This window comes from Stenotrophomonas sp. KH_036_B (assembly GCF_057839485.1).
Map to the genome: position 1 here is coordinate 1,368,256 of NZ_CM174491.1, position 14,905 is coordinate 1,383,160.

Here is a 14,905-nt window from a genome sequence, read left to right on the forward strand (position 1 = left end):
GGCCGCTGGGGTTGGTCAACGAGGCGTGAAGTCAGCGCGGGGCAGGCAACCCATGGCAGCCGTAACGCGCTTCGCGGATCGGCAGGTTGATCACGGCCGCCAGCGCCGCCAGGGCCATGTCGGCGTACCACATCCACAGGAAGTTGCCGGAATGGGCCAGCGCAAGACCGCCCAGCCAGGCGCCGAAGAAGCCACCGAGCTGGTGCGAAAGCAGGGTCAGCCCGAACAGCGTGCCCAGGTAGCGCGGGCCGAACAGCTTGCCGACCAGGCCGGCGGTCGGCGGCACGGTGGCCAGCCAGGTAAAGCCGAGCGCGGCGGAGAAGACGTAGAAGGTGAGCGCGGTGGGCGGGGCGAGCAGATAGGCGCCGATCATCACTGCGCGGCTGGCATACATCCAGAACAGCAGGTATTTCATGCGGAAGCGTTGCCCAAGCGCGCCGACGATGAGGCTGCCGGCGATGTTGAACAGCCCGATCAGCGCGATGGACGTGGAGGCGACGGTCGGCGACAGGCCGCACAGGGCGATCTCGCCGGGCAGGTGGGTCACCAGGAACGCAATGTGCAGGCCGCAGGTGAAGAAGCCCAGGTGCAGGTACCAGTAGCTGCGGTCGCGCGCGGCCACGTGCAGCTGCGCGCGCAGGCCACCGTCATCGGTGGCGTGGCTCCCGCCGGCATGATCGCCCGGGCGACGGCGCAGCGGCCACGCCATGGGCAGCGACAGCAGCGCGGCGGCCGCCATCAGCCACATCGCCCGCGCCCAGCCGGCGCTGCTGATCACCCACTGCACCAGCGGGGCGAACACGAACTGGCCCAGCGAGCCGCCGGCATTGATCAATCCCGCGGCGAAGGAGCGCTTCTCTGCAGGCAGGCGGTGCGCGGTGGCGCCGATCAGTACCGAGAAGCTGCCGGCGCCAGCACCCGCGGCCATCAGCAGGCCCAGGGTGAAGCTCAGCCCGAGCGGGCTGGTCAGCAGTGGCGCCAGCAGCAGTCCGGCCACCAGCAGGAGGGTGCCGCCCAGCAGCACCGGCCAGGCGCCGCGCTGGTCGGCCACGGCGCCGAACACCGGCTGCACCGCGCCCCAGACGAACTGCCCGATCGCCAGCGCGAAACTGATCTCGACGATGCTCACCCCGGTACTGCGGTGGATCGGATCCACATACAGCCCCGAGGTCTGGCGCACGCCCATGGTCACCATGAGGATGGCCGAGGCCGCGACAAGCAGCCCCCAATGCATGCGCGGGACGGGGGAGGCAGGGGGCATGGACCGCTCCGTAGGTTGGTTTCGCCGATTGTACGACCGATGCGGCCAACGTCCGGCACCGCGAAGCCACGCAGGGCGTGGCTCTACCCGTCATCCATCCGGATCGTCCTGCGCACGTCACGGTTCGTAACCCGTCATCCATCCGGATCGTCCTGCGCACGTCACGGTTCGTAACCCGTCATCCATCCGGATCGTCCTGTGCACGTAACGGTTCGTAGGTCCACGCTCTGCGTGGACACCGCGCGCAGCGCGGCACAAGCGTCCGAAGCCGAATCGCCACCGCGCCGACATCGCCACCGACGTTTAGCAACGACCGAAGCGGCTGCAAAAAAAACGGGGGCCTTGCGGCCCCCGAAGATGAAACGATCGACCCCAGCGGGGATCAGAAGAACGCGCGGATACCGAACGCCACGCCACGCCCCGGCAACGGCGAGTAATCCCGCAGCAGCGAGGTGTGCGCACGCGCCTCGCGGTTGGTCAGGTTGTTGCCGTCCAGGAACACCTCGTAGCTGTTGCTGTCGGTGCGGTCCCAGCGATACGCGAAATGCGCATCGACCAGCGTGTAGCCGCCGCTCGGTTCCTCGTTCTGCGCGGTGTCCTTCTGGCTGCTGTAACGCACCGCGCCGACCGACGCACGCCAGCCATCGCGCGACCAGCGCAGGTCGGCACCGACGCGGGCCGGCGAGATGCGCGGCAGGTAGCCGCTGTTGGCCAGGTCCACGGTGTAGTTGTGGTCGTGGTCGCCATGCGGCACGGCGATGTCCACGGTGCGGGTGCCGCTGCCGTCCAGCTCGGCCTTCACGTAGTCGCCGAACACGCGCAGGTCCCAGTCGCCGCTGCCGCCGTCGAACAGATGCACCAGCGCTTCGGCTTCGGCGCCCTTGAAGGTGGCGTCCTGCTGGGTCCACAGGCGCACCGGCAGGCTTTCCACCACGCCGGTGTCGGCCAGGTAGATGAAGTCCTTGAACTTCGTCTGGTAGATGGCGGCGGAGAAGTCGAGGCGGTCGCTGTGGGTGTGGATGCCCAGCTCAACGCGCTGGCCGCGTTCGGTCTTCAGGTTGGCGTCGCCGATCTCCAGCGAACGGGTGGCGATGTGCGCACCGGCGGCGTACAGCTCTTCGTTGGTCGGGGCGCGCTCGGAGCCATCCACGCCAAAGCGCAGGTCCACCGCGTCATTGAGCTTCCAAATGCCGGCGGCGGAGAGGTTGGTGGCGTCGAAGGTGCGCGCGCGGTAGTCGCCGGTGGGGTCCAGCTTGACCTGGTCATGGCGTCCGCCGAGCTCCAGCTTGAACGGGCCGAACTGCTTTTCCTGCAGCACGAACAGGCCGATGTTGCGGGTACCGGTGTCGGGCACGAACGCTTCTTCGCCCTTGGCGCCGAAATCGCTGTTGCCGACCTGCAGCCCGAACGCGCCATCCCAGCCGCCGATCTGCTGCTGCACCGCTTCCAGGCGGGCTTCAATGCCGCGGTTGGTGAAGCGGGTGGAGGGCGTGCCGGCCTCCAGCTCCACGTGCTCGTAATCGGTGTAGGCGGTGCGCAGGTTGATGTTCTTCAGGAACGACACCGGGTTGTAGATGCCGCCCTTGGCTTCGAAGCGGTTCTGCACCATGTCGATGCGCACGTCGTGCTCGTCGCCTTCTTCCTCTTCATCGCCATGGTCATGATCGTGGTCATCCTCGGCATGCACGTGCGCGCCGTTGGGGATGCCGTAGTTGGTGCGGTAGGTGCTGGCCGACGCGCCGAAGTAGCCGCCTTCGCCAAGCCAGGTGGCGCCAACGCCACCGGCGCGGGTACGGATGGAACTGTTGTCCAGGGTGCCGCGGCGCGGTTCGTCGCTGTCGCCTTCCTCGTGGTCGTGACCCGCATGGTCTTCGAGCCCGTCGATCACGGCGTAGCCGGGAATGCGGTAGTCGTCGCTGTTGCGCACCAGGCCGTCGACATGCAGCACCCAGTTGCCGTTGACGCCGTCGAGCCGGAACATGCCGCTGCGCTCGTCATTGACCGAGTTGCCGCGCAGTTCGGCGCGGCCGCTGAGCGGACGGTCGGGCAGGTCGCGCGCGATGCGGCCATCGACCACGTTCACTGCGCCGCCGATCGCACCACTGCCGAACAGCAGCGTGGCCGGGCCCTTGAGCACTTCGATCTGGTCTGCCAGGAACGGTTCGACGCTGGTGGCGTGGTCGGCACTGACGGTGGAGGCGTCCATGTTGCCCATGCCGTTGGACAGCACCGCCACGCGCGGGCCTTCCTGGCCGCGGATGATCGGGCGGCCCACGCCGGGGCCGAAGAAGGTGCTCTGCACGCCGGGCAGCTTGGCCACGGTGTCGCCGAGGGTGCCGGCCTTCTGTTCGTCCAGGCGTTCGCCGGCGAGCACGTCGACCGGGCGGGCGAGCGATTCGGCATCGCCCTGCAGCGGGGAGGCGGTGACCTTCACGGTGGACAGTTCGGTGAGGTGGCCATCGCGATGGCCGTCATCGTCGGCGGCGTGGGCCAGCGAGGGGATCAGTACCACCGCAAGCGCCAGGGACAGGGCGTGCGGCTTGAGCAGGGGGCGGGAAGAGCGCATGGGCTGGGGTCCGTCGGTCGTATTGTTATAATGTATCAATGGTAGGGCGCGCGAATCCCATCGGAACGGGGTGTTGCCTGGGCGGAACGGGGGGAGGGGAGTACGCGTCGGGATTGATGTTATATTATTCCATAACGCTTGTTCGACCCTGCTGGAAGTCATGCCCCTGTTCGCACGCCTCCGTCATCTCCTTGATCGCTTCGGTGCCACCGGCTCGCTGTTGTGCGCGGTGCACTGCGCGGTGCTGCCGATATTGCTGGCGGCCGCGCCCTCGCTGGGTCTGTCGGTGTGGCTGGGCGACGGGGTTGAGCTGGCACTGGTCAGCTTCGTGACGCTGCTGGGTCTGTTCAGCCTGGTCTGGGGCTACCGCCGGCATGGCGCGCTGCGCGCGCTGGGCTTCCTGGTGCCGGGGCTGGTGGCGCTGTGGGCTGGCCTGCTGTACGACCCGCTGCACCATTCAGCGGTGCCGCACGCGGTGGTGATGACGTTGGGCGGCGTGCTGGTGGGCGTGGCGCATCTGGTCAACCTGCGGCTGAACCACGGTCACGTCCATGATGCGAGCTGTGCGCATTGAGGCGCTGTGGTAGGCTTTCCGATCGTGCGCGGGGGCGTCTGCAAGGGCGGGCCCGCCGAACCCGTGTCAGCACGGGGTAATCAGATTTCAGACTAAGGAGTTGACGACATGGGTAAGGGTGACCGCAAGACCGCCAAGGGCAAGCGCTACAACGCCAGCTACGGCAATTCGCGTTCGCACGCGGTGAGCAAGGTGGCCGTGGGCGCAGCTGCGCCGGTCGCCAAGAAGACCGTGGCCAAGGCCCCGGCGAAGAAGGCAGTGGCCAAGAAGGCCGTCGCCAAGGCCAGCTGATCTCTCAGCCAGCCTGACGAAAAAACGCGGCGCTTGCGCCGCGTTTTTTTTGCCTGCAATCAACGCGTTGGATTGCACAGATTGCCGTAGCGCCGGGCTCTGCCCGGCTTCAGGCATTTGGGCAGAAAGCCGGTGGCCAGCGGTTCCTTTGATTTGGCGGGACGGTGCGGGTTTGCGGGGGACGCTGCAAGTACGTCCATGTAAGCTCAGTCGCCGCATCCATGCGGCTCATGCCCCCGCAAACCCACCCCGACCCGCCTTTGACAGTGTGCTGGTGGCCAAGAGAAGAGCGGGGCGACTGCACGCGCCATTGGCCGCGCGCACTGTCCCACTGTCGGTAGGGTTGGACGCAAGACAACTGCCGTGAACCGATCAACGCCCGGTAACTCATGAAATCGGCCGAAACCAAGAGCCGGCCAACGGCCGCCGCTACCGCGTTTCCCATGGCTACCGACAATCTGTCGAGGGCTGGCGGGGGTGGGTTGGCGGGACCGTAGAGCGCCATGGATGGCGTGAACGAGCTTACATGGACGTACTTGCAGCGTGTCCCGCCAACCCACCCCCGCCGGCCCAGCCCAGGCCGTGCCTCAGCAACAGGCTGTTCGCCCAAATGCATGAGGCTGCCGGGCAGAGCCCGGCGCTACGCACATCGATGCAATCCGATAAATTGCAGGCCTGCCAGTCTTACCGCAGCGCGGGCAGCAGGGTTTCCGGGTTGCCGTCGTTGGGCGCGGCGGGAACGCCGAGCAGGCGGGTCATGAGGGGGTAGACGTCGACGTTGTCGAAGCCCGGCAGCGTGGCGCCCTGCTTGAAGGACGGGCCGCGGGCGATGAATACCGCGCGCATCGACGGCAGTGCATTGTCGTAGCCGTGCGAGCCGCGATCACCTGGCTCGCGCTTGGCCATGCGCTCGCGCGTCAGCGCGTTCCAGCCTTCGTGCATCTGGCACACGATCGCCGGGATACGCGGGTTGGAGCCGTATTCCCAGCGGGCAGGCAGCGTCTGCCGGGTCCAGCAGTCGTAGTTTGCGTGCGCGCCCAGCAGGATCTTCTCGGCGTCGTTCTGCTTGCCCGGCAGTGGCGCGAAGCCGATCGACTGGCCCGTCGATACGTTGCGGGCGATGGCCGGGTCGACCATGTCTTCCACCGCGACCGTGTTGCCGTCCGGCACCGTGGCCATGCCGTGGTCGGAGACCACGATGAGATTGGTGCGGTCCGACAGCCCGCGCGCCTTCAGTCCATCCAGCAGGCGGCCGATGGCCGCATCGACCTGCGCGATGGCGGCCGCATATTCCGGCGAATCCGGGCCGAAATGGTGGCCGGCCTTGTCGACCTGTTCCATGTACAGCGTCACCAGGCGCGGTGCATCCGCATCGGACTGGCCGACCCAGCCCAGCACCTCGTCGACGCGGGCAGACAGCGATACCGTATCGTCGTAGACGCGCCACTGGCTGGGGCGCACCCCCTGGATGGCCGCCTCGCTGCCGGGCCATGACCAGGTGGCCGTACGCACCCCGGCCTTCTCCGCACCCACCCAGATCGGTTCGCCGCCCCACCAGCGCGGATCGGTCACCGCGTCGCGCAGATTGAGCTGGAAGCGGCCCAGCGCCTCTTCCTGCATGCTGTTGTGGATGATGCCGTGATGGTTCGGGCGCAACCCGGTGACGATCGTGTAGTGGTTGGGGAAGGTCAGCGACGGGTACGACGGCGTCATCCAGCGTGCGCGCACGCCGTCCTGCACGATGCGCGAGATGTTGGGGGTGATGCCGCGATCCAGCATGTCCGCGCGCAGCCCGTCGATGGAGACCAGCAGCAGTTTCGGCGGACTGGCCGCAGTGACGGTCGTGGCTGCCGAAGGGAGGCCCGGCGACGTGGACGGAGCGCTGGCACAGCTGGTCAGCGCGAGGGCGGCGGCAAGTGCCAGCGAAAGGCGGACGGAAATCATTCCGCCATCATAGTTCGCCGCAATGACGCCGCGAAGACAACTGATGGCACGGTCAGGCGAACAGCGCGTGACCGCGCGCCTCAAGATTGAGCAGCGCCGCCTTGGTTTCGATGCCGCCGCCGAAGCCGGTGAGTGCGCCGCTGCTGCCGATCACACGGTGGCAGGGCAGCACGATCGGCAGTGGATTGCGTCCATTGGCTGCACCGACCGCGCGGCTGGCACTGGGGTGGCCGATGTGGCGCGCCAACTGCACGTAGCTCCACGTTTCCCCGAACGGAATGTCGGCCAGCGCCTTCCACACGCGCAGCTGGAAATCCGTGCCGTGTGGCGCCAGCGGCAGCGCGAAGCCGGTGCGCTCGCCGGCCAGGAACTGCAGCAGCTGCGTGCGTGCATCGCGCAGCGCATCGGCGTCGCGCTGCCAGTGCTCGCGACCCTTGGCGTCGTAGCGGTTGTTCTTGAACAGGATGTGGTGGATGCCCTGGCTGTCGCCAGCCACCGTGAGTGCCCCGATCGGGCTGTCGAAGGTGTCGTAGAGCAGGTTCATGCGGTTGACTCCGAAGCGGACGTGGCCAGATGCCACAGGTGCAGCACGGCGTAGGCACGCCAGGGGCGCCAGGCCTGCGAACGCGCCTCGGTGGCGCGTTCGCTCAAGCGGCTGTCGCCGCCCAGCACCTGCTGCAGCACCAGGTCGCCGGCGGGGAAGGCGTCGGGCAGGGCCAGTGCGCGCAGGGCGATGTAATGCGCCGTCCATGGCCCGATGCCGGGCAGCGCCATGCAGCGTTCGATGAAGCTGTCCAGGCGTTGGCCGGCGTCGAAGTCCAGGCGGCCGTCGGCCACCGCCGCGGCGACCGCGCGCACGGTCGCCGCACGCGTGCGCGGCAGGCCGATGCCTTCCAAGGGCGCGTCGGCAAGTTGCGCGGGTGTGGGGAACTGGCGGTCCAGCCCTTCCGGCATGCCTGCCAGCGGCGTGCCAAAGCGATCGACCACGCGCCGCGCCAGGGTGATCGCGGCGGCCACGCTGACCTGCTGGGCCAGCACCGCGCGCACCGCCACTTCGAATCCGTCCCAGCCACCGGGCACGCGCAGCCCCGGCCGCTGCGCGATGCCGCGCGCCAGCAGCGGCTCGCGCGCCAGCGTGGCGTGGACAATGCGCAGGTCCGCGTCGAGGTCGAAGATGCGCCGCACCCGGCGCACGATGCCCGGGATCGCACGCGGATCGACCTGGCCCAGCTGCAGCAGCAGCTCCGGCCGGCGCGGATCGGCGGTGACGCGGATCACCGACGGTCGTTCGGCCGGTCCGATCACCCGTTGGTAGCTGTGCGCGTCGATCTGCTCGATGCCGGGAATGCAGCGGCGGCGCAGGAAGCCCAGCATCGCAGTGAAGTCCAGCGGCGGCCGGTAGCCCAGGCGCAGCGTCAGCGCGCCGTCGGCCAGCGCGCCGCGTTGGCGTCGGATGGCGGTAGGCGGCATGCCGCAGCCGTCGAGGAATGCCGCGTTGAAGCGGCGCAGGCTGTTGTAGCCCGCCGCCATGGCCACGTCGGTCACCGGCAACGCGGTTTCCGTCAACAGCTGCTTGGCCAGCAGCAGGCGGCGGGTGGCATGGATCTGTGCCGGTGCCGCACCCAGCCGCGCCACGAACAGGCGCTGCAGCTGGCGCGCACTCAGGCCCAGCCGCGCGGCGAGATCGCCGACCGCCGCATCCTGCAGGTAACCGTCATGGATCAGGGCAAGCGCGCGCTGCAGCGTCTCGTTGCTCAGGGCGTCCTGCGCTTCCGGCGCCAGTTCAGGGCGGCAGCGCAGGCACGGACGGAAGCCGGCCGCCGCCGCTGCCGCCGCGGTGGGGTAATAGTCCACGTTGGCCGGCTTCGGCGCGGGGGCCGGGCAGACCGGGCGGCAGTAGATGCCGGTGCTGCGCACGGCGGTGAAGAACACGCCGTCGAAGCGGGCGTCGCGGGCGAGGCGGGCGCTTTCGCAGGCGGCGTAGTCCAGGGGCAGGGCGGTATCCATGGGGGCCAGTCTATGCCCGCCGCGGGGTCCAGGCTCGCCGTTTTCGGACGTCAATGCGGAACCGGGGCCGGCCGGTTCAGGGCCGGTTCCCGCGCGCCTGTCGAGGCGCACTAGACTGTGCGTTCACGTGACGCTTCGCGCACGCTTTGGTCGAACCCGGGACTCCATGTTGCTCAAGTCGTGCTGGTTGTCGTTGTTGTGCCTGGGGCTGGCCGCGTGCGGCGCGCTGGAGAATCCCGGCAATGTCACCGCCGCCGACAAGGCGGTGCGGGCACAGGCCGCCGATGGCGACCATATGGTGTCGATCAACGCGGCCGACGCGCCGCCCGCGCCGCCGCCGCCACCGCGACGGGGCGAGCAGGGCTGGCCGACGGTGGCACTGGACAACGGCAAGGCCTGGCTCAGCTGCGATACCGACTATGCCGCCGAAGGCGGCGACGGCGCGCCGCTGGAGGCGTTGGACCGTGCCAGCCTGGAGACGGCCATTGCGCCGTGCGTCGAGCGCGGCCTGCTGCGCGTGCGCTACGTGGGCAAGATCAATCCCGGCTTCTCCGAACTGGTGGCACGCGTGGCGTTGGTGGCCGAAGCACAGCACGTCTCGCGGCGCATCCTGGACCTGGACTCCAGCGGCGGGCAGGTGGAAGCAGCGATCGTGGCGGGTGACCGCATCGGCGAGTCGAACTGGACCATCTGGGTACGCGAAGGCTCGGTCTGCCACAGCGCCTGCGTGTTCGTGCTTGCTGCCGGCGACAACCGACTGGTGTCGGGCAAGGTCGGCATCCATCGCATGATGCGGATCAGTTCCAAGGCCACCTCGCGCGCCGAACTCAACCGCGAACTCCACGAGGTCTACGACAACGTCAAGGACTACCTGCAGCGCAACGGCGTGGCGGTGGGTGTGGCCGACCTGATGATGACCGTACCCAATCGCAGCCTGCGCCTGCTGACCAGCGACGAACTGCGCCAGTTCGGGCTGGATGGCACCAACGCGGTGCAGGACGATCTGGAACGCATCAAGCAGATGCGCAAGTGCGGCGATGATTTCGTGCGGCGCAAGGACGCCTTCCTGATCGCCTTCGACCAGGAGTGCAAGCGCGATGGCAGCGAACTGGAGGCGGTGACCCGCTGCGGACAGGCGCTCAAGCAACGCTTCGGGTTCCCCGATGCGACCTGCCCGGACGAGAGCCCGCTGTCGGAGATCGATGTTTCCACCCTGCTGCCACCGGCCGCCGAAACGCCTCGCGATGGCGTGGCCGAACGCACCGCCAGCGATGCCGACCAGCCGCCGCCCGAGGCCGCCGAACGCAACTGACGGCCTGCTCACGGGGGTCACGTAGACTGGAGCGCAGTCCCACTCCAGCCCACGGTGTCCCGATGCGTGTTCCGCTGCTGCTGTCGCTCCTGCTTCCTGCCGTTGCCTTCGCGCAGACGCCACCGCCACCGGCCACGCCCGCGCCTGCACCTGCGCGGCCTGCACCGAACGCACCCGCTGCACCGGCACGCCCCGCGTTGAGCCCGGCACAGCAGGCGCAGCTGCAGAAGCAGGATGCGGAGATGACGGCCGCCGGCCTGCAGGTGGCCCAGCTGGTGGACAACAACCGCGCGGCCGACGCCTGGAAGGGCGCCTCGGCCGTGGCGCGCAAGTCGGTGACCGAACAGGCCTTCGTGAGCCAGCTCGGCAATGACCGCAAGCGCCTGGGCGCGCTGACCTCGCGCGGCCAGCCGGTGGTGACGCGGGTCAAGTACGGCCCCGGCGCCACCGTGCCGGAAGGCCTCTACATCAACGTCAGTTTCCCCACCCGTTTCGCCAACAGCGCGCAGCCGGTGCGCGAGCTGGTCTCGTTCCGTCTCGACGAGGATCGGGTCTGGCGCCTGGCCGGTTACAGCGTGCGTGCTGCCACCCCCTGATCCGACGAGGAGCGTTCCATGGGTATCGAGATCCAGATGTTGGCCTGGTCGATCGTGCTGGGCCTGGTGCAGGTGATGATCGCGGCCGGCGCGGTCACCCGCGAACGCGGGCTGGCCTGGAACGCATCAGCGCGTGATGGCGTGGCTGCACCGCCGGGACCGCTGGCGGCACGGCTGCAGCGGGCGCAGGCCAACTTCCTGGAGACCTTTCCGTTCTTCGCCGCCGCCGTGTTGGCAGTGGTGCTGACCCAGCGCCAGGACAGCACCACGGCGCTGGCAGTGCAGCTGTATTTCTGGGCACGGCTGGTCTACGTGCCGCTGTATGCCGCCGGCATTCCCTATATCCGCAGCCTGGTCTGGGTGGTGTCGATCGTGGGCATCGTGCTGCTGGTGTGGACGCTGCTGCACGGCGTGGCGTGAACCGTCGCCGACGCGGCTGATCCAGATCAAGAACGCCCGCGCCTGCCGGGCGTAAGCTCGGGCGTGGACAAGCAACCGCAGGAACGGACCATGCCGGACGGGCGCACGAGGGAAGACGACACGCCGCACGGCAGCGTGACGTCGGTGGATGTGGTGGTGGTCGGCGCGGGGCCGGCAGGGTTGTGTTTCGCCCGCGCGCTGGCCGGCAGTGGTCTGCGCGTGGTCATCATCGAGCAGCAGGCTCGCGCCGCGCTTGCCGAGGCCGCGTTCGACGGGCGTGAGATCGCGCTCACCCATGCGTCCCGGCAGATCCTGGAACGGCTCGGGGTGTGGGAAAGGCTCGATCCGGCCGAGATATCGGCGCTGCGCGATGCCAAGGTGATAGACGGCGGTTCACCATTCGCGCTGACCTTCGCCTCGGGCGGCCGGGAGGGCGGTGACCTCGGCTGGCTGGTGCCCAATCACCTGATCCGCCGCGCCGCCTGGGACAGCGTGCAGGGCCAGGAGGGACTGCAGGTGCTCGACCAGGCCAGCGTGCGCGGCATCGTGCCGGGCGCCCGGCACAGCGAGGTGCTGCTGGCGGACGGGCAACGCTTCCACGCGCGGCTGGTGGTGGCGGCTGACAGCCGTTTCTCCTCGACCCGGCGACTGCTGGGCATCGGGGCGCGCCTGCGCGACTTCGGCAAGTCGATGCTGGTGTGCCGGATGCAGATCGACGTGCCGCACCAGCACACGGCGTGGGAGTGGTTCGGCTATGGCCGCACGATGGCGTTGCTGCCGCTCAACGGTGACCAGGCGTCGGCGGTGATCACGCTGCCGCCGCGGCAGATCGAGGCGCTGCTGGCGCAGGACGAGGCGGCCTTCGGCCGCAGCATCAGCGGTTTCTTCGAACACCGCCTGGGGGCGATGACGCCGCTGGCGCGCCCCAACGCCTATCCGCTGGTCGGGGTGTATGCCAATGCGTTCGTGGGCGAGCGCTGCGCGCTGATCGGCGATGCCGCGGTGGGCATGCACCCGGTGACCGCACACGGCTTCAACCTGGGCCTGCAGAGCCAGGACCGGCTGGCGGCGGTGCTGCGCCGGGCGGCGGACCGGGGCAGCGACATCGCCGCGCCGGGCTGCCTGGCCGCGTACGAGCGCGGGCACCGGTTGGCCTCACGGCCCCTGTATGAAGCGACCAATGCGATTGCCACGCTGTATACCGATGACCGGCTTCCGGCGCGCGTGCTGCGCCGGGCCGGGCTGCGCCTGGCGCACGGGGTGGCCCCGTTCCGGCAGCTGATCGCCGCCCATTTGACCCAACGGTGACCGGCCGAGGCCATCACGTCCGGGTGGGTGACAACCGGTGGTCGTCACGCCCCACCCTCACGGGGCGTCGGAATCGGCGATGACGTTGATGACGGTGTCGCCGAACTGGACCTGCTGGCCTGCGCGGATCTTGCACGCCTTGCGCAGTTCCACCTCGCCGTCGACCAGGACGTGGCCGTCGCCGATCACGGTCTTGGCCTCGCCGCCGCTGGTGACCAGGTCGGCCAGCTTGAGCAGCTGCTTGAGCTCGACGTAGTCACGGTCCAGTTCAAATTCGAGGGTCTGCATGGAGCGGGTATCCTGTGAAGGGGCGCGGACGGTGGACCGGGCCGGGAGAGGGCGCGTATTGTGCGCCAGAGCGCGGAAGAACGGCATCCATCCTGGAATCTGTACACGTTGTTCAGGAACGATGCGGTATCATCGCGCCCTGAGCGAGTGAATTCTCCTCCGACCGAGCAGCGCCAGGGCACGCGATAAGAAAGGGCGCCCAAAGCGCGGACCATCCCCTTTTTTATCCCACTGCCCTGTAAACGGCAGTGCTTCGGAGTTCCCCATGTCCCAAGAATCCCCCACGCCGCTGCTGTTTGCAGATCTCGGCCTGTCTGACGCTGTGATGCAGGCCGTGGCCACTGTCGGCTACGAAACGCCGTCGCCGATCCAGGCCGCCACCATCCCGGCGATGCTGGAAGGCCGCGACGTGCTCGGCCAGGCCCAGACCGGTACCGGCAAGACCGCCGCGTTCGCGCTGCCGGTGCTGTCCAACCTCGATTTCAACCAGACCAAGCCGCAGGTGCTGGTGCTGGCACCGACCCGCGAACTGGCCATCCAGGTCGCCGAGGCGTTCCAGACCTATTCGTCCGGCATCCCGGGCTTCCGCGTGCTGCCGGTTTACGGCGGCCAGCCCTACGGCCAGCAGCTGTCGGCCCTGCGCCGTGGCGTCCACGTGATCGTGGGTACCCCGGGCCGCGTGATCGACCATCTGGAACGCGGCACCCTGGATCTGTCCGAGCTGAAGACCCTGGTCCTCGACGAAGCCGATGAAATGCTGCGCATGGGCTTCATCGACGACGTCGAAGCGGTCCTGAAGAAGCTGCCGGAGACCCGTCAGGTCGCCCTGTTCTCGGCCACCATGCCGTCGCAGATCCGCCGCATCGCGCAGACCTACCTGAAGAATCCTGCTGAAGTCACCATCGTCAGCAAGACCACCACCTCGGCCAACATCCGCCAGCGTTACTGGTGGGTGAGCGGCATGCACAAGCTCGATGCGCTGACCCGCATCCTGGAAGTGGAACCCTTCGACGCGATGATCGTCTTCGCGCGGACCAAGGCCGCCACCGAAGAGCTCGCCGAAAAGCTGCAGGCCCGTGGCCTGGCCGCGGCCGCCATCAACGGCGACATGCAGCAGGCCCAGCGCGAGCGCACCATCGGCATGCTGAAGGAAGGCAAGCTGGACATCCTGGTCGCCACCGACGTGGCCGCCCGTGGCCTGGACGTGGAACGCATCAGCCACGTGCTGAACTACGACATCCCGTACGACACCGAAAGCTACGTGCACCGCATCGGCCGTACCGGTCGTGCCGGCCGTACCGGTGACGCGATCCTGTTCGCCACCCCGCGCGAGAAGGGCATGCTGCGTGCGATCGAGCGCGCCACGCGCCAGCCGATCGAAGAAATGCAGCTGCCGAGCGTGGACGCGGTCAACGACACCCGCATCACCAAGTTCATGAGCCGCATCAGCGATGTGCTCGATGCCGGTGGCACCGAGTTCTACCGCGACCTGCTGCAGAAGCTGGAAGGCGAGAAGAACGTGCCGGCGATCGACATCGCCGCCGCGCTGGCCAAGCTGCTGCAGGGTGATGCGCCGTTCCTGCTGACCCCGCCGGTGCGCGGCGCGCGTGAAGAACGTGCACCGCATCCGCGCAACGAGCGCAGCAACGACCGTGGCGAACGTCCGGCCCGTTTCGAACCGCGTTTCGAGCGTGGCCCGCGTCGTGAAGACGACCGCGGCCCGCGTCCGCCGCGTCCGGAAGGCGACTTCGGCAACACCGACGGTGGTTTCGAACGCGCCCCGCGCCGTGACATCGCCCCGCGCGGTGCCCCGGAGCAGGGCATGGAAACCTTCCGCATCGAAGTGGGCCACGTGCATGGCGTCAAGCCGGGCAACATCGTCGGCGCGATCGCCAACGAAGCCGGGCTGGAAAGCCGCTTCATCGGCCGCATCGACATCCACGACGACTTCTCGGTGCTGGACCTGCCGGCCGAAATGCCGACCGACCTGCTCACCCACCTGAAGAAGGTGTGGGTGTCGGGCCAGCAGCTCCAGATGCGCAAGGTGGAGCCGGGTGAAGACCTGACCCCGTCGCCGCGTCCGGCGTTCAAGCCGAAGTTCGGTGGCAAGCCGCGCGGCCCGGGTGGTCCGGGTGGCCCGCGCAGCGGCCCGGGCGGCAACGACCGTCCGCCGCGTCGTGACGGCTTCAAGCCGCGCGGTCCGCGCAGCTGACCCAACGACCCGACGGCGCTGCCGCCAGGATCGTTCAGACAACGCCAGCCTTCGGGCTGGCGTTGTCGTTTGGGCGCTCCGCGACGGCGGCCCCCCGGTTTCGCGCCATCTCAACATGCGGCGTCC

At 68.6% G+C, this 14,905-nt stretch carries 13 protein-coding genes; 7 read left to right on the forward strand and 6 right to left on the reverse strand.

Going from position 1 to position 14,905, the window contains the following annotated elements:
- Positions 1 to 31: 31 nt before the first annotated feature.
- Both AC3ITN_RS06305 and AC3ITN_RS06310 read right to left on the reverse strand, forming a co-directional pair.
- Positions 32 to 1,261 (reverse strand): MFS transporter, encoded by a 1,230-nt coding sequence (locus tag AC3ITN_RS06305; protein WP_313348700.1) that lies wholly within the window; start codon positions 1,259 to 1,261, stop codon positions 32 to 34.
- Positions 1,262 to 1,643: 382 nt separating this feature from the next.
- On the reverse strand, positions 1,644 to 3,827 hold the full coding sequence (locus AC3ITN_RS06310) for a TonB-dependent receptor (RefSeq protein ID WP_489392392.1): 2,184 nt from the start codon (positions 3,825 to 3,827) through the stop codon (positions 1,644 to 1,646).
- Positions 3,828 to 3,987: 160 nt separating this feature from the next.
- Between AC3ITN_RS06310 and AC3ITN_RS06315 the strand changes: the two genes are divergently transcribed.
- Together AC3ITN_RS06315 and AC3ITN_RS06320 are read left to right on the forward strand one after the other, a co-directional pair.
- On the forward strand, positions 3,988 to 4,401 hold the full coding sequence (locus AC3ITN_RS06315) for a MerC domain-containing protein (protein WP_313348704.1): 414 nt from the start codon (positions 3,988 to 3,990) through the stop codon (positions 4,399 to 4,401).
- A 108-nt stretch (positions 4,402 to 4,509) separates the two neighbouring features.
- The gene (locus tag AC3ITN_RS06320) at positions 4,510 to 4,692 is read left to right on the forward strand and encodes a 30S ribosomal protein THX (RefSeq protein WP_145478188.1); all 183 of its coding nucleotides are present in this window, start codon (positions 4,510 to 4,512) and stop codon (positions 4,690 to 4,692) included.
- A gap of 684 nt (positions 4,693 to 5,376) precedes the next feature.
- Here the strand turns inward: AC3ITN_RS06320 and AC3ITN_RS06325 are convergent.
- The 3 genes from AC3ITN_RS06325 to AC3ITN_RS06335 are packed head-to-tail and all read right to left on the reverse strand — an operon-like array spanning position 5,377 to position 8,643.
- Positions 5,377 to 6,636, reverse strand: coding sequence for an alkaline phosphatase family protein (locus tag AC3ITN_RS06325; RefSeq protein WP_489392393.1), 1,260 nt, complete (start codon positions 6,634 to 6,636; stop codon positions 5,377 to 5,379).
- A 52-nt stretch (positions 6,637 to 6,688) separates the two neighbouring features.
- Complete coding sequence (locus tag AC3ITN_RS06330; protein ID WP_489392394.1) at positions 6,689 to 7,180, reverse strand: methylated-DNA--[protein]-cysteine S-methyltransferase; 492 nt, start codon at positions 7,178 to 7,180, stop codon at positions 6,689 to 6,691.
- Positions 7,177 to 8,643, reverse strand: coding sequence for an AlkA N-terminal domain-containing protein (locus AC3ITN_RS06335; protein WP_489392395.1), 1,467 nt, complete (start codon positions 8,641 to 8,643; stop codon positions 7,177 to 7,179). The genes AC3ITN_RS06330 and AC3ITN_RS06335 overlap by 4 nt, the downstream gene beginning before the upstream one ends.
- A 169-nt stretch (positions 8,644 to 8,812) precedes the next feature.
- Between AC3ITN_RS06335 and AC3ITN_RS06340 the strand changes: the two genes are divergently transcribed.
- The 4 genes from AC3ITN_RS06340 (at position 8,813) to ubiM (ending at position 12,279) form a co-directional block, all read left to right on the forward strand.
- Complete coding sequence (locus AC3ITN_RS06340) at positions 8,813 to 9,955, forward strand: COG3904 family protein (RefSeq protein ID WP_489392882.1); 1,143 nt, start codon at positions 8,813 to 8,815, stop codon at positions 9,953 to 9,955.
- 62 nt (positions 9,956 to 10,017) lie between these two features.
- Positions 10,018 to 10,551 carry a DUF4019 domain-containing protein gene (locus tag AC3ITN_RS06345; RefSeq protein WP_313348841.1) on the forward strand — a complete coding sequence of 178 codons (534 nt, stop codon included), beginning with the start codon at positions 10,018 to 10,020 and terminating at the stop codon, positions 10,549 to 10,551.
- Between the two features lie 18 nt (positions 10,552 to 10,569).
- Entirely contained in the window at positions 10,570 to 10,971 is a 402-nt protein-coding gene (locus tag AC3ITN_RS06350) for an MAPEG family protein (RefSeq protein WP_313348839.1), read from the forward strand.
- A gap of 135 nt (positions 10,972 to 11,106) precedes the next feature.
- Positions 11,107 to 12,279: a 5-demethoxyubiquinol-8 5-hydroxylase UbiM gene (gene ubiM / locus AC3ITN_RS06355; protein WP_489392883.1), complete on the forward strand. Its 1,173-nt coding sequence runs from the start codon at positions 11,107 to 11,109 to the stop codon at positions 12,277 to 12,279.
- 57 nt (positions 12,280 to 12,336) lie between these two features.
- On the opposite strand, the gene AC3ITN_RS06360 is transcribed toward ubiM, so the two are convergent.
- Positions 12,337 to 12,567, reverse strand: coding sequence for an RNA-binding S4 domain-containing protein (locus tag AC3ITN_RS06360; RefSeq protein WP_313348837.1), 231 nt, complete (start codon positions 12,565 to 12,567; stop codon positions 12,337 to 12,339).
- A gap of 265 nt (positions 12,568 to 12,832) precedes the next feature.
- Between AC3ITN_RS06360 and AC3ITN_RS06365 the strand changes: the two genes are divergently transcribed.
- Entirely contained in the window at positions 12,833 to 14,779 is a 1,947-nt protein-coding gene (locus tag AC3ITN_RS06365) for a DEAD/DEAH box helicase (protein ID WP_489392396.1), read from the forward strand.
- The last annotated feature ends 126 nt before the right edge of the window (positions 14,780 to 14,905 follow it).